The following is a 15,755-nucleotide window of genomic DNA, read 5'->3' as shown; positions in this document are numbered from 1 at the left end:
TTTGTGAGACTAGTTCACCACTTAAGTTGATACGTACGATAGCGGACATTTCCACCGGCTACAAACAAAATTTGCTTATCGACCAGTTCCAACAAAATGCGTCTGGTTTGACGAACCGATATTTGGAGATGTTCCGACAACTCGTTGGGCGTAAAGGGCCGCAACATACGGCGTGCGAACCGAACCGATTCCGCCTCCAACCAATTTAGCTCCGATTGTACATCGACAGCAACAAATTTTCGATAAACGAGAGCACTAACTGTTGGCATTGTTTGGGTTCGTCCATAATCGACAAGTACGCAATCGGCAAAAAAGTCCAGCCATCAAGTGCCAACAGACTGTGGCGCCAGCATAAGTCTTTAAAGCGTCTTACGTCGAGATCCCTTGCATGGGGGCCGTATCCTTGAATTTCAATGCCTCCTTTTGCCGTGTCCGGCATATACGCCAGATCCAAATAACGATAGCCGTTATTGAAATCCCGCACCTCCGATTCCGGATACAGATGATCGAAATTCCCCACCGCAGGAAACCAGACCCGACGTAAAAATTCCATTGTTCCGTGCCCCAAACCATGCTCAAGTATTTCGATCCGTCTATGATTTTTCTCTTCGGCAATATTAAGCCGCATCCATTCCTCAAAAGCTTGCTCAAACCGCATCCAAATTTCAACTCCCTTATCAACTAGTAAAAACACCGCCTCGATACATCAACCCGGGACAGGGCAGATACATCGAAACGGCGCGTGCTTCACGACCTATTCAAATATAGTTTAACGTTATTTCCATGTTCAGGCAACAGGGATGGGGAATCCGCAAAAATTGAACTCCAATGAACCGTACAGCTTGGCACTAGAGGATTTCGGAATCAAATGTCTAATACCTACTAAGGAAAACATGTGAACCGGGGCTGGCGTGGGGTTGTTGAAAAACAAATGCCTGGTCATCCGAATGAGGAACAAAAAAGGACTTCAAGGGCGACATGCTTCAATTTCAAGGGGAGAACAAGGACGTGCTAGAAAATGACGTTTAAACTATTAAAGTTAACCGAGGCCAACGCGCCTACCTATCTGCCTGTGATTTTTCAGTGGGCTGCCGACGAGACTGAAAAAGAGTACCATACTTGCCGTCCGATCAGAGAAATGGATAGTTACGAGGCATATAGAGAGAAGGTGACTTCCGGACTAAACCACGGAAAACTCCATTACATTATGATTGATGTTGAGGAAAATGAGGTTGTCGGCAAAATAAGCCTTTTTGATTATAATCCGAGGAATCGCAGTGCGGAATTTGGTTACTATGTTCCGACTTTGCATAGGGGCAAGGGAGTGGGACGCCGCTTGGTTCATCTATTCTTGAAAGAAGTGTTCCATGATCAATATTTAAATTTGAATAAAATCTATGCCACAACTGCAGCTTACAATAAACCTTCGATCAAGCTATTGGAGCGTTTCAACTTCAAATTCGAGGGCGCATATAGGGAGCATTACTGGTTTAGTGACGGTACAGTTTGCGATCAATACCACTACTCTTTACTAAAAAAAGAGTTAAGCGTGTGACAAACGGGGCTGATCGAGGCCACCGCGCAGAACCTAAACAAGGAGTGGGCGGGTTAATTCCCGAGCACTCCTTGTTTGCATCCATATTATTTGTTTCCGCCATTCCGAGGTACGTAAACTCTGCCGTGGAGGGCTTCCTCGGCCCATTTGGCCGATTCGGTTCCGGCTACCGGACCTTTTAAAATCGGATCGTCCGTGGACGACATCCAATTCGCCACTTTGCGGCGCAGTTCTTCGGCCACCTCCGCGTAGCCGGGATCGTGGATCAGATTCGTATATTCCAGCGGGTCCTTCTCCAGGTCGTAAAGCTCCTCCGGTTCGTTGGCGACATAAAACTGCTCCCGCACGTCCGGACCGGAAATACTGCGATGAATATCTACGGGCATGTAAATTTTCGGACCGTCTATAAAATTCTTGACGTATTTGAATCGGGCCGTACGGATGCCGCGCATCGGGTGGTACTTGTCATGCCAGGTCAGCTCGCAGAAAAATTCCTCCCGGGTCGGCGCATCATCGCCTCGCAGCAAGGGGGTGAAGCTGATGCCGTCGATATTTTCGGGAATCGGCGCTCCCGCCAGCTCAAGCAGCGTCGGCAGCATGTCGATATTGCATAGAAGCTCAGCGATGACCCGTCCGTTTCCTTGAATCCACTTGGGCCCGTACATGATCAGGGCCGTCTCCAGTCCGGCGTCCTTCATCGTTCCTTTCGCACGCGGAAAAGCGATGCCATGATCCGTGGTGTAAATAATCAGCGTATTCTCTAACAGCCCCGTCTCTTTCAGCGCGGCCTTGATCCGGCCTACGGCTTCGTCAAGCACTTTGACGGACCCATGAAATTGGGCAAAATCGCGACGGATATTTTCGGTGTCCGGCAAATAAGCAGGCACCTGCACGTTGTCTGCGTCGTCTTTGATGTTATCGTATTCGTCAAAAGAGCGGTGCGTCTCCCAAAAGCCGATATTGGCGAAGAACGGGCGGCCTTCCTCGACCGCCGCGGCCTTTTCCCGTAAATATTCGATCGCCGCATCCGCTACGCCTGGGGCTCTGGAGCCTTCGACTCCCATATATCTGTCATACCCCAGCTTGTGGGTTGAACTGTATATGCCCTTTTCGGTTTCGCCGATCGTTTCGTGGCTGAAGCCGATCAGCGCGGTTTCATAACCGGCTTTTTTCAATTCCATCGGCAAAGTAGACTCGTCCTCGTGGATATGAAAATTTAAGTGGGCCAGCCCGATCAGACCATTATTGTGCGGATATTTGCCGGTTAGGATGCTGCCCCGGCTGGGGCTGCATTGGGGAGCCGGACAGTAATACTGGTCGAAGCGGATCCCCTTTTCGGCCAACTCGTCAAGCTCCGGGGTCGGCACTTGATGGCCGTAGCAGCTAAGGTATCGTCCCGTGTCGTGAGAGATCATGAAGATAATGTTCGGTTGATTCATTGCGGTGACATCTCCTTTATCATTGGAGCATTTCTTCCAGCTCCGTTTTAATCAGGGCGACATGCGGGCCGTAAATAATTTGCACCCCTTTGCCTTTTACAATGACGCCTTTGGAACCGGTCTTTTGCAGCTCTTCCTTGGATACTTGGCTTTCATCCCGGACCGTAACGCGAAGCCGTGTTGCGCAGCAGTCCAAATCTTCAATATTGGCTTTGCCCCCCAGCGCCGACAGGATCGCTACTGTCTGTTGATCGGCATTTCCGGACGAACCGGCTGCGGCAGATTCACTGCCGGAAATGTCTTCATCTTCTCTGCCTGGGGTTTTCAGGTTGAGCTTCGTGATCAAAATACGGAACGTGAAATAATAAACGATAAAAAAGCCAATTCCCACAAGCGGCACAAGAATCCAGTTCGTTTTGTCGTTGCCCTGCAGGATGCCGAACAGCGTAAAGTCGATCAGCCCGGCGGAGAACGTCATGCCGACCGTGATGTTAAGGATGTGAGCCAGCATATAGGCGACTCCCCATAGCGCGGCGTGAATCACAAAAAGCAAGGGCGCCACGAACAAAAAGGCGAATTCCAGCGGCTCGGTGATCCCCGTCAGGAAGGAAGTGATCGCCCCGGTAAGCAGGAGGCCAAGCACTTTTTTCTTGTTTTCCGGCTTGGCGGTATGATACATGGCCAGTGCGGCTCCAAGCAGACCGAACATCATCGGGAAATATTTTCCGCTCATGAAGCGGGAGACGCCGACAAAGTACTGTTGGGTATTATGGTCCGCAAGCTGGGCGAAAAATATATTTTGCGCTCCCTGCACCTCAACCCCGTTGACGACCATGCTTCCGCCGAGCGCCGTTTGCCAGAACGGGAGATAGAAAATATGGTGAAGTCCGAGCGGTCCCAGCAATTTTACAATGAATCCGAACATAAAGGAGCCGAAATAACCCGTGCGGTCGACGATGCCGCCCAAGCTGGCAATCCCGGATTGCACCGGCGGCCAGACGACAAACATGACCATCCCCAGCAGTACGGCCGAGAAGGAACAAATGATCGGAATAAAGCGGGAGCCGCTGAAAAAACCAAGCCATTGCGGCAGTTTGACTTTGCCGAACTTTTTATGCAGATAGTAGGTCAAGAGGCCAACGATGACGCCGCCGAATACGCCCGTTTGCAGCGTTTGAATCCCCAGAATCATCCCTTGGCCTACGTCGGCCAGCTTTTCTTTGGCCAGCTTCCCGGTAACGACCAGAAGCGCGTTAATCGACGCATTCATCACCAGATAAGCCAGCAACGCGGCGAGCCCGGCTACGCCTTTGTCCGACTTCGCCAGTCCGACGGCGATCCCGATGGCGAAAATAATCGGCAGGTTGCTGAAAATAATTTGCCCCGCAAAGCTCATAATGGTGAAGATAGCCTGCAGCCACGGCTGGTCAAGAAACGGATAGTTGCCTAGCGTGTTGGGGTTGGTGAAGGCTCCCCCGATCCCCAGCAGCAGCCCGGCGGCAGGGAGTACGGCGATCGGCAGCATGATCGCTTTGCCGAAGACCTGGAATTTGCTGAACAAGCTTTTAAGCATAATGATCCCCTCTTTTCTAAGTTGTGAGTGATTCCGGGAAAACAAAAAGACCTAAAACGTTCAAGAGCAAAAAGGCTTTAAGCGCTCTTAAACATTTTAGGTCTTGCCTGCTTTCCAGTAACAATCCCCGATATGAAATTTCTTGGATACGGTTACATTGTAGACGGTTAAAATTTTTTCGTCAAGCCTTAAATATTTTCTAGGATGCGCTGCAGATGCAGCGCAATATACGCCATTTCCGATTCCGGAAAAGCAACGCCGTATTTTTGGTGAAGAAAAGATGCGGCATTTTGCGCGGTTTTGTAGCCTTTTTTATATTTTTTCTTAATGACTTTCAGCATGTCGTCGTCCAGCGTATGAAACGGTTTATTCTCGTAAAAGCGGTGGATGGCGTATTCCAGGTGCGTCAGCAGGCGATGATAGGAAATGCTGTCGCTGCTGATGCTTACGCCCAGATCCTTAAGCATAAAATCGCTGGCATCCTGCAGAATCAGCGCTTTTTTGATGGAGTCTTCGATATGGGCGTCCCCCATTTTGGCGGTATGGATATGCAGGGCGATAAAAGCCGCTTCATCCTCGGGAAACGTGATCCCCAGCTTCTCCTGCACATAGCGGAGCGCCCATTGCCCGATCTTAAATTCTTCGCGGTAAAGAATGCGGATTTCGTTCATCAGCTTGTTCCGGACTTCGATGCCCTGGTTTAAACGCTCGATGGCAAAGGTCAGGTGATCGGTTAAGGAAATATGAATGTGGTCGCTCAATTTCATGCCAAGCTGCTGTTCCGCGTAGGAAATAATATCCTCCCCCGCGGCAATATGAGCTTCGGGAACGGTGCTGAGAAGCTCCTGGAACTTGTGGCCCTCCTCCTTCAAAACGAAGGTCTTCTCGATCTTGCTCTGATCGATGACATCGTTTTTTCCTTTCTGAAACGCGATTCCCGCCCCCATAATTATTTTCTCGCTGTCCCCTTCTTTTACAACAACGGCGTTATTGTTCAGAACACGGCTGATTTTCATGAATCTTGCTCCTAGTCTTTAGTTCGTTTTGGTATAAACAACCATGTCCAGGCGTCAATTAAAGCTAATATTCCCGGAGAACAGTTAGTTCATGCCGCCAAAACGGAATTAGGTATACTATAATCTCGGATTTCCCCAAAAATCAACCCGGTTGCCAGAAAATAATTTATTTAAGTTTCTTTCAAAATGGATTTAAGCTGATATAATAACATTAGCTTTACCAGCGCAGATTAGCTTTATCAGCGTAGAAAGGAGAGGTAGGACGTGGATCAAGATCATAACAAGGCTACACCTTCTTGCTGTTCCCCGAAACGTTCAAAACCGGCTGCTGTCCGGCTGGGCAGTGGAGCCGCGGCATTTTCAGCGAACAGCGGGCGCCCTAAAGCGGCGGGAGTGCAAAGCAACATGATCCGCTTGGAGGGCGGGACGTTTTTGATGGGCACGGACGACAAAGAAGGCTTTCCTACGGATGGCGAAGGACCGGTAAGGGAAGTGACGGTGTCCCCGTTTTATATAGATTCCTACGCGGTAACCAACCGGCAGTTTTCTGAGTTTGTCCGGGCTACAGGCTACCGTACCGATGCCGAGAAATTCGGCAACTCGTTTGTATTTCATCTGTTTCTGCCGCCGGATGTGCTGGCCGATACGACGAATGTTGTCATGCAAACGCCGTGGTGGCGGCTGATCGAGGGGGCCGACTGGCAGCATCCCGAAGGGGCTGATTCCGGGCTTCAAGGAAGGATGGATCACCCCGTGGTCCATGTCTCTTGGCACGATGCGGAGGCATACTGCCGTTGGGCCGGCAAACGGCTGCCGACGGAAGCCGAGTGGGAATATGCCGCACGCGGCGGGCTGGTGCAGAAAAAATTTCCGTGGGGAGATGAACTCACCCCCGAAGGCAAGCATATGTGCAATATCTGGCAGGGGAAATTTCCCGTTCAGAACGAGGCGTTGGACGGATACGCGGGGACCGCTCCGGTAAATGCGTTCGAGCCTAACGGCTACGGTCTGTACAATATGGCGGGGAATGTCTGGGAATGGTGCGGGGATTGGTTCGACGTGCGTTACCACCGGACCCAAGACAACGTAAATCCGAAAGGTCCGTCCAAGGGAAATGTGAAATCCATGCGGGGCGGTTCGTATCTGTGCCACCACTCTTATTGCAATCGGTATCGGGTTGCGGCACGAAGCCGGAACTCGCCCGACAGCTCGTCCGGAAATGCCGGATTCCGCTGCGCCGCCGATGCTTGACGGTTAACCGGGGTTCTTTTTTCGGGAATCTAGCTTGCGGTTTGACAAGAAAAAACCATTCAAGTAAGATAAGTTTGCCAATAAAAGTGCGAGTTCAAAAAGCCGGTTTTTCAGAAAAGATGACTTTTTGAGCAACCTCTAAAATATCGGGGTTTGTTACTGTGAGCAGGCAATGCCCAAAACGAGTGATAAAGAGCGGTCCTCTTTATTTCGTTTTGGGCTTTTTTATTTTTGATTTTATAAAAATGGAGGATGGGGACTATGTTGCCTTGGACCAAAAAAAGCAAAAAACAAGCTGGGGATTTGGTAATAACCGCGCCGGTCAACGGGCTGGCTGTACCGCTTGATCGTGTGCCCGACCCGGCATTTGCCGAGCGGATGATGGGCGAGGGAGTTGCGATTGAGCCGGCCGAAGGAAAAGTGTATGCTCCGTTTGATGGAGTTGTCGCGCAACTGATCAAATCCAAACACGCCGTGATCCTTGAACATGAATCCGGCGCTCAACTCCTGATTCACATCGGCGTCGATACCGTTTCGCTAAAAGGGGAGGGCTTCACGCCCCGGGTAGAGACCGGAGACCGGATCAAGGCGGGACAATTGCTGTTGGAGTTTGATATCGCCCGGATTGTTGAAGCCGGCTTTCCGGTTATAACGCCGCTCATCGTTCCTGAAGGAATTGATGCCGTGCTTGAAGTTCACGCACATGAAGGAGAAGCGGCCGTCGGTATAGATCCCGTACTCACCATTAAACTGGCTTGATTTTTGACTACGCCGATTCGATTATAGCAACCCAGGAACAGGGGGGCATCGGAACGGCGTGTGTTTTTAAAATTTAGAATTGTCATGGGAAGAAGGATGGCCCGATGGGATCAACTGCAAAAGTGCATTCTATATTCCGTAAATTGTCACTATAGAGCGATTGAAATGCAAAAGTGCATCTCTTTTGAGGCTATCCGATAAAAAAGCAGCTTGTGGCCGGAAATGAACTGCACTTTTACATTTGAACCACCGGTTTAGAGGAGTTTCGACAAAAATCGCCTGCACTTTTGCATTTCGTGGGATTTCCCCTTTTCCTTGTATCGCAGTGTGGTGGGAGTGATCTGTAGTTTCCTTCCACGCAAAGTTTCAGTACGTTCAAGTTCCCGAATAGCGGCTTCAAGCCCCGCGTTCCAGCGCTGTAAAGCCATGCTCGACCTGCTTTTAAGTTGGTTTTCTTGCGTTTTTATGGAGGTTATGGGAATAACGATAAAAAAGGGGCTTATTTTCGTGAAAAAAGGGAGTGCAGCAAAAATAGAGGAACTTTTTACCTCTATTTATAGAAAGATGGGGGCAAACGGAGGCTTTTTCCAAACCTAGTCCCCAAATAACGGAAAAAATTTCCCCTATATTTGCGCTGGAAGGAGGAGACCTCAAAATAAAGACATAAATTGTCTCTATTTCCGGCAGAGCTTAGTTTTGGCACATCAGAAGACCGCCGAAGTGAATTCCTTCGGCGGTCTTTGCGCCGGAAGCCCCTCAGTCACTGCTGCAGTTGCCGCAGCACGGTGATTTCCACGCGGCGGTTTTTTTGGCGGCCTGCGGCAGTGTCGTTGTCGGCGGCCGGACGGGTGTCGGCGTAACCGGCGTATTGGAAATGCTGCGGATCGAGCTGCTCCTTGTCGACAAAAAAGCGGAGCACCGACAACGCGCGCGCGCCCGACAGCTCCCAGTTGTCCTTGAATTTGGACGACCGGCCGATCGGCTGGCTGTCCGTATGGCCTTCAATGCTGATGACGGTGTCGAGCTGCCCGAACAGGCTGGCGAGCTTGGACAGCGTTTTGGCCGAACCGTTTTTCAAATCCGCTTTGCCGGTGTCGAACAGGAAGTGATCGCTAAGCGTGATCGAGATGCCTTTCGGCAAATCGGCCACATGAATTTGCTCCTCCAGACTGTTCTCCTTAATGTACGCCTCGATCAACTGCATCAGGTTGCTCAGTTCTTCCTCCTGCTTGCGGAACGCCAGCTCGCGTTCGGTGAGCGGAGCCTGGCCGGAGCCCGCTTGAGCGGACGCCTGCTGGCCGCCGTTCCCGCTGCCGCCGTTCCCGCTGCTGCCGTTCTGGCCCGCACTGCCGCTTCCTTTACCATTCTGGACGGTGGAGGAGGGAGTTTTGGCGTTGTAGCTGTTGAGCGAACCGGTAACGCCGGCACCTTTATCCAGGATAGAGTTCCCATTGCTGAACGTCATTTGCAGGGACTGGGTGACGACTTCGTATTTTTCCACATCGAGCCGGCTCATTGCGTACATGATCACGAAAAAAATAAGCAGCAGCGTGATCAGATCCGCGTATGTAATCATCCAACGGTCCTTGGCATCTTGCTGTACCGCGCGGCGCTGCCGCCGCTGCCTCCCATGACCCGGAACCTCAGGCTTGTGATTACCGCTTGGCGATCCCGGACTAATCATATTTCATTCTCCCGGGAATCCACGTTGAACCGTGTATTCGGGCCAAGCTCGGCTCCCGTCCCCTGACCCGGTGTCCGGGCGTCGGCTACATACGACTCCAGCTTGCGGCGCACCAGCAGCGGATGGTCCCCGTTTTGAATCGACAAAATGCCCTCGATCATCATCTCCATCCGGTCGACTTCCTCTTCGCTGCGCGCTTTGATTTTGGAGGCGATCGGGAGGAAAATCAAGTTCGCGCTGGCTACCCCGTACAAAGTGGCGGTAAAAGCGAGCGCGATCGACGGCCCCAGCGCCGTCGGTTCGCTCAGGCTGCCGAGCACGTGGATCAGGCCCATTACCGTGCCGATGATGCCCATCGTCGGCGCGTAGCCGCCGGCCGCTTCGAAAACTTTGGCGTAGCTTTCATATTTTTTTTCCAAAGCGTCGATTTCGAGGTTCATAATTTGCTGGACCATGCTCCGTTCGGTCCCGTCCACGACAAGCTGAATCCCTTCGCGCAAAAAAGGATTCGGGTAGTCCGCCGCTCTTTTTTCCAGGGCAAGCACCCCTTCGCGCCGGGCGACCATGGACATGCCGACGATGTCTTCGATCAGTTCGCCCGAGTCCTGGGTCCGTGAGGAGAACGCGAGCGCCAGCCCCTTCGGCACCGTACGCAGCTTGGAGACCGGAAAGCTGATCAGCACCGCGGCGATCGTACCTCCAAACACGATAAGGGCGGAAGTGATCTGCATGAGCCCAACAAGCTCCCCGCCTTCCCACAAAAAACCGCCGACCAGGGCGACCAGACCGAGAATGATGCCAAGTAACGTTGCGATATCCATCGAGTGTGTACAACTCCTATTCTTCGACTTACCGTTTGCATCTATAAGATGAAAAAGGTATAATACATGGGAACACGCATTCCTATTTTGTAAATTAAGGAAGGTGTATAGTTTATTCATCGGAATCATGACCGATCCTGTTTAACAAACGAACACGATTAGGAAATTGGTCTCATTTATATATAGGTAAGACTAGGTAGAATTATGGAGTAACTTGTCGGATCCTCCTCTAGTATTTCATTTTAGACGATAGGGTGATGTTGGACAATGAGTGAAATTGTATTTAGCGATAATAAATTCGAGCTCGTCTCCGAGTTCACTCCGCAAGGGGATCAGCCGGAAGCGGTGAAACAGCTTGTTGAAGGCGTACGTGCCGGGAAAAGGCATCAAACGCTGCTTGGCGCAACCGGAACGGGCAAGACGTTTACGATCGCCAATACGATTGCGCAGATTGGCAGACCGACGCTGATCATCGCCCACAACAAGACGCTGGCGGCGCAACTGGCCAGTGAGTTTAAAGAATTTTTCCCCAACAACTCGGTGGACTATTTCGTCAGCTATTACGACTACTATCAACCGGAAGCCTATATTCCTTCCTCCGATACCTATATCGAGAAAGATTCCAGCATCAACGAAGAGATCGATAAACTGCGCCACTCCGCGACGAGCTCGCTGTTTGAACGGCGGGACGTCATTATTGTGGCGAGCGTGTCGTGCATCTACGGCCTCGGTTCGCCGATGGAATACCGCAATTTGGTGCTGTCGCTGCGGGTGGGGATGGAGAAACCGCGCAACCAGATTTTGAGCCGGCTCGTGGATATCCAGTACCAGCGGAACGACATCAATTTCGTGCGCGGTACGTTCCGGGTGCGCGGGGACGTGCTAGAGATTTTCCCGGCTTCCAAAGGGGAGCACGCCATTCGGGTGGAATTTTTCGGCGATGAAATCGAACGGATTACGGAAATCGACGTGCTGACCGGCGAATTGGTCGGCGAGCGCGAGCATGTGGCGATTTTCCCGGCATCCCACTTCGTTACGCAGGAGGAGACGATGCGGATCGCGCTCGTCAACATCGAGCGTGAGTTGGAGGAGCGGCTGGAGGAGCTTCGCTCGAAAGGAAAGCTGCTGGAGGCTCAGCGGCTGGAGCAGCGGACGCGTTACGACATTGAGATGATGAAGGAAGTTGGCTTCTGCTCCGGGATCGAAAACTATTCCGGGCCGCTGACGTTCCGCGAGCGGGGGGCTACCCCTTATACGCTGCTGGATTATTTTCCCGACGACTTCCTGATCGTGATCGACGAATCCCACCAGACGCTGCCGCAAATCCGGGCGATGTACAACGGTGACCAGGCGCGCAAAACGGTGCTGGTGGAGCACGGCTTCCGTCTGCCTTCAGCGCTGGATAACCGGCCGCTCAGGTTCGAGGAGTTCGATGCCAAGGCGAAGCAACTGATTTACGTATCCGCGACGCCGGGGCCTTACGAGCTGGAGCATTGCAATACGATGGTGCAGCAGATCATCCGGCCGACGGGCCTGCTCGATCCGGTGATCGAGGTGCGGCCGACGAAGGGGCAGATCGATGACCTGATCGGCGAAATCCGCGACCGCATCGATAAAGACGAGCGCGTACTCGTGACGACTTTAACCAAGAAAATGTCCGAGGATTTGACCGACTATTTAAAAGAAATCGGCATCAAGGTAAGGTATCTTCATTCCGATATCAAAACGTTAGAGCGGATGAGTATTTTGCGCGACCTGCGGCTTGGCACGTTCCATGTGCTGATCGGCATCAACCTCTTGCGCGAAGGGCTGGATTTGCCGGAGGTGTCGCTGGTGGCGATCCTGGACGCCGACAAGGAAGGTTTCCTGCGGTCGGAGCGCTCCTTGATCCAGACGATCGGGCGGGCGGCCCGGAACGCGGATGGCCGGGTGCTGATGTATGCGGACAGCATCACGGAATCGATGGACCAGGCGATCAAGGAAACCGAACGGCGGCGCACCATTCAGATCGCTTACAACGAGAAGCATGGCATTACGCCGCAGACGGTCCGCAAGAAGGTGCGCGATGTCATCGAAGCGACTAAGGTAGCCGAAAGCAAGAGCGAATATCTGGCCGATGCCGCCAAGGTGAAGATGTCCAAACGCGACCGCGAAGCGATGATCCGCCGCTTGGAAGCCGAAATGAAAGAAGCGGCGAAAAACCTCCAGTTCGAGCGGGCCGCCGAGCTGCGCGACGCGATTATGGAGCTTAAGGCGGAGTAAGCGGCAACGGATTGGGGTTAAAGCAAAAAGCAGCTTGAGTCAGCAGTTCAAAAATCCGGAAAGCCGGACTTTTGAACTGCCTCAGTTTTAATATAGATGTTTAAAAATTCGGCTTTTTGGCACTGAAGTGTATGCTTTGCGGATGTACGTTTTGGGTACGTGAGCAACTGAAATGTTTCCGTAGGAAACATGCTTCGGAAGCATATGCTTGGCCCGGCTGAATTCAAGATTCGACGCCGAATCATCATCTTAGAAATTAGCATCGTGATCAAAAGATGATTTTTGAACTACCTTTAAAGGGAGATGAAAGCGTGGCTAGTGAGAATATAGTCATCAAAGGCGCCAGAGCGCACAATTTGAAAAATATCAACATCACGATTCCGCGCGACAAGTTCGTGGTGTTAACGGGCTTAAGCGGTTCGGGCAAATCCTCGCTCGCCTTCGATACGATTTATGCCGAGGGGCAGCGCCGTTACGTCGAGTCGCTGTCCGCGTATGCCCGGCAATTTTTGGGCCAGATGGAGAAACCGGACGTGGACTCGATCGAGGGCTTGTCTCCGGCGATTTCCATCGACCAGAAGACGACGAGCCGCAACCCCCGTTCCACCGTCGGAACGGTGACCGAAATATACGATTATCTCCGCCTGCTGTTCGCCCGGGTTGGGCATCCGCACTGTCCGGAGCACGGCATCGAGATTACGTCCCAGACGGTCGAGCAAATGGTCGACCGCATTATGCAATATCCCGAACGCACAAGATTGCAAATTTTAGCCCCCGTTATTTCCGGGAAAAAAGGCGAGCATAAAAGCTTGTTCAGCGAAATCGCCAAACAAGGCTTTGTTCGGGTGCGGGTTGACGGCGAGCAGCGCGATTTGTCGGAAACCATCGAACTGGAAAAAAACAAAAAACACTCCATCGAAGTTATCGTCGACCGGATCGTGGTGAAGGAGGATGTCCGCAGCCGGTTGGCCGACTCGATCGAAACGGCGCTGAAAATGTCCGGTGGCCAAATTCTGGTCGACATCGTCGGCCAAGAGGAGCTGCGGTTCAGCTCCAATTTTGCGTGCCCGATTTGCGGATTCAGTATCGAAGAGCTGTCGCCGCGGATGTTTTCGTTCAACAGCCCGTTTGGCGCTTGTCCGGAATGCGACGGGCTTGGCGTCAAAATGATCATCGACCCCGATCTGCTCATCCCCGATCCGTCGAAGACGATTGAGGACGGCGCGTTTGAAGCGTGGGCCGGAGGCACATCGAATTACTATCCGCAGTTTTTGAATTCCGTTTGCGAACATTACGACATTCCGCAGGATGTGCCGGTGTCCGAACTGACGAAGGATCAAATGGATAAGCTGCTGTACGGAACGGGCGACACGAAAATCCGCTTCCGTTATCAAAACGATTTCGGGATGAGCAAGGACGCTTACGTGACGTTTGAAGGGATCATCCCGAACCTGGAGCGCCGTTACCGGGAAACCGCCTCGGAAGGCATCCGCGAGTTTATCGAAGAATTTATGGGCAGCAAACCTTGCGGCAACTGCAAAGGCCATCGATTGAAGAAAGAAACCCTCGCCGTCACGGTCAACGAGCAAAATATGGCTTATGTGACCTCGCTGTCGATCGGCGAAGCGATGGAGTTTTTCAGCGGGCTGGAGCTTAGCGAAAAAGAAAAGCAAATCGCCCACCTGATCCTGAAGGAAATCAACAACCGGCTTGGTTTTCTCGTAAACGTCGGGCTCGATTACCTGACGCTCAGCCGGGCGGCGGGGACGTTGTCCGGCGGGGAAGCGCAGCGCATCCGGCTGGCGACGCAAATCGGTTCGAGCCTGATGGGCGTGCTGTATATCCTGGACGAGCCGAGCATCGGCCTGCACCAGCGGGATAACGACCGGCTGATCTCCACGCTGGCGCATATGCGCGACATCGGCAACACGCTGATCGTTGTCGAGCATGACGAAGACACGATGCTGGCCGCCGATTACATCATCGATATCGGACCGGGGGCGGGGATTCACGGCGGCGAGGTGATCTCGCAAGGAACGCCGAAGGAAGTTATGAACGACCCGCGTTCCCTGACCGGCCAATACTTGAGCGGCAAAAAGTTCATTCCGGTGCCTTTGCAGCGGCGCAAACCGGACGGACGCTGGCTGGAGATCAAGGGAGCAAAGGAGAACAACCTGAAGAACATCAACGTCAAATTCCCGATCGGCGTGTTTACGGCTGTGACCGGGGTATCCGGTTCGGGGAAATCGACCCTGGTGAACGAAATCTTGAAAAAAACGCTGGCCCGCGATTTGAACAAGGCGAGAGTCCGGCCCGGCCAATACAAGGAAATCAAAGGGCTTGAGCACGTCGATAAGGTCGTGGACATCGACCAGTCGCCGATCGGGCGGACACCGCGTTCGAACCCGGCCACGTATACCGGCGTATTCGACGACATCCGCGATCTGTACTCGCAGACGAACGAAGCGAAGGTGCGCGGCTACAAGAAAGGGCGCTTCAGCTTCAACATCAAAGGCGGCCGCTGTGAGGCCTGCCGTGGCGACGGTATTATCAAAATTGAAATGCACTTCCTGCCGGATGTGTATGTGCCTTGCGAGGTGTGCAAAGGCAAACGCTACAACCGCGAGACGCTGGAAGTGAAATATAAGAATAAAAGCATTGCCGATGTGCTGGAGATGACGGTGGAGGATGCGACGGAATTTTTCCAAAACATCCCGAAAATCCACCGCAAGCTGCAAACGCTGCTTGACGTCGGGCTGGGCTACATCAACCTGGGACAGCCGGCGACGACGTTGTCCGGCGGGGAGGCCCAGCGCGTGAAGCTGGCTTCGGAGCTGTATCGCCGCAGCACCGGCAAGACGATCTATATCCTGGACGAACCGACCACCGGGCTGCATGTCGACGATATCGACCGGCTGCTCAAGGTGCTGCATCGTCTCGTCGATTCCGGCGACACGGTGCTGGTCATCGAGCATAATCTGGACGTGATCAAAACGGCCGATTACCTCATCGACCTCGGTCCGGAAGGAGGCAGCGGCGGCGGTACGATCATCGCCACCGGCACGCCGGAAGAGGTCGTGAAAGTGGAAAACTCCTACACCGGCCGTTACTTGGCCCCGGTTCTCGAGCGCGACGCGGAACGCACCAAGGAGCTTGAAAAGCTGGAAGTGGAAAGCCGCGAAGTGGGTTAAAACTATCCGCAGGACGTAATGCAGTAATGCAGAGTAATGCGTAAAGAATTGCAGGAAGAAGTATAGAAGAAGTTGTAGAAAAAGTTGTAGAAAAAGTGTTTAAGACAGTCTGCGGCGGTCCCTTGTGATTGCGGGCAGGCTGTTTTTTTGTCCGATTAAAGTAGGGTTCCATATGACGGGGGTGTGGACTTTTTGGTAAGAGGA

The 15,755-nt window shown here is 52.5% G+C and carries 10 protein-coding genes and 1 pseudogene; 5 read left to right on the top strand and 6 right to left on the bottom strand.

Features of this window, described 5'->3' with window-relative positions; translation table 11 throughout:
* Positions 1–14 precede the first annotated feature (14 nt).
* Positions 15–658 (bottom strand): annotated as a pseudogene (locus EHV15_RS04180) (transcriptional regulator).
* Positions 659–1,018: 360 nt separating this feature from the next.
* On the opposite strand from EHV15_RS04180, the gene EHV15_RS04175 reads away from it, so the two are divergent.
* Positions 1,019–1,555 (top strand): GNAT family N-acetyltransferase, encoded by a 537-nt coding sequence (locus EHV15_RS04175; protein WP_128630130.1) that lies wholly within the window; start codon positions 1,019–1,021, stop codon positions 1,553–1,555.
* 86 nt (positions 1,556–1,641) lie between these two features.
* Here the strand turns inward: EHV15_RS04175 and EHV15_RS04170 are convergent, their stop codons facing one another.
* The 3 genes from EHV15_RS04170 to EHV15_RS04160 form a co-directional block, all read right to left on the bottom strand.
* Positions 1,642–2,994 (bottom strand): sulfatase family protein, encoded by a 1,353-nt coding sequence (locus tag EHV15_RS04170; protein ID WP_128630129.1) that lies wholly within the window; start codon positions 2,992–2,994, stop codon positions 1,642–1,644.
* Positions 2,995–3,013: 19 nt separating this feature from the next.
* Positions 3,014–4,567 carry a PTS transporter subunit EIIC gene (locus EHV15_RS04165; RefSeq protein WP_128630128.1) on the bottom strand — a complete coding sequence of 518 codons (1,554 nt, stop codon included), beginning with the start codon at positions 4,565–4,567 and terminating at the stop codon, positions 3,014–3,016.
* 188 nt (positions 4,568–4,755) lie between these two features.
* Positions 4,756–5,583, bottom strand: coding sequence for a PRD domain-containing protein (locus tag EHV15_RS04160; protein WP_128630127.1), 828 nt, complete (start codon positions 5,581–5,583; stop codon positions 4,756–4,758).
* Between the two features lie 264 nt (positions 5,584–5,847).
* On the opposite strand from EHV15_RS04160, the gene EHV15_RS04155 reads away from it, so the two are divergent.
* Both EHV15_RS04155 and EHV15_RS04150 read left to right on the top strand, forming a co-directional pair.
* Entirely contained in the window at positions 5,848–6,834 is a 987-nt protein-coding gene (locus EHV15_RS04155; protein ID WP_246061304.1) for a formylglycine-generating enzyme family protein, read from the top strand.
* A 261-nt stretch (positions 6,835–7,095) separates the two neighbouring features.
* Positions 7,096–7,593: a PTS sugar transporter subunit IIA gene (locus EHV15_RS04150; RefSeq protein ID WP_128630126.1), complete on the top strand. Its 498-nt coding sequence runs from the start codon at positions 7,096–7,098 to the stop codon at positions 7,591–7,593.
* Positions 7,594–8,353: 760 nt separating this feature from the next.
* On the opposite strand, the gene EHV15_RS04145 is transcribed toward EHV15_RS04150, so the two are convergent.
* Entirely contained in the window at positions 8,354–9,277 is a 924-nt protein-coding gene (locus EHV15_RS04145; RefSeq protein ID WP_128630125.1) for an OmpA/MotB family protein, read from the bottom strand.
* On the bottom strand, positions 9,274–10,098 hold the full coding sequence (locus EHV15_RS04140; protein WP_128630124.1) for a flagellar motor protein: 825 nt from the start codon (positions 10,096–10,098) through the stop codon (positions 9,274–9,276). The genes EHV15_RS04145 and EHV15_RS04140 overlap by 4 nt, the downstream gene beginning before the upstream one ends.
* A 267-nt stretch (positions 10,099–10,365) precedes the next feature.
* On the opposite strand from EHV15_RS04140, the gene uvrB reads away from it, so the two are divergent.
* Positions 10,366–12,360 (top strand): excinuclease ABC subunit UvrB, encoded by a 1,995-nt coding sequence (gene uvrB / locus EHV15_RS04135; RefSeq protein WP_128630123.1) that lies wholly within the window; start codon positions 10,366–10,368, stop codon positions 12,358–12,360.
* A 311-nt stretch (positions 12,361–12,671) separates the two neighbouring features.
* Positions 12,672–15,551: an excinuclease ABC subunit UvrA gene (gene uvrA, locus EHV15_RS04130; protein WP_128630122.1), complete on the top strand. Its 2,880-nt coding sequence runs from the start codon at positions 12,672–12,674 to the stop codon at positions 15,549–15,551.
* Positions 15,552–15,755: the final 204 nt, after the last annotated feature.

This window comes from Paenibacillus oralis (assembly GCF_003863965.1).
Taxonomy (GTDB): domain Bacteria; phylum Bacillota; class Bacilli; order Paenibacillales; family Paenibacillaceae; genus Fontibacillus; species Fontibacillus oralis.
The sequence above is the reverse complement of the archived record's forward strand: the minus strand, read 5'-3'. Positions and strand labels throughout refer to the sequence as shown.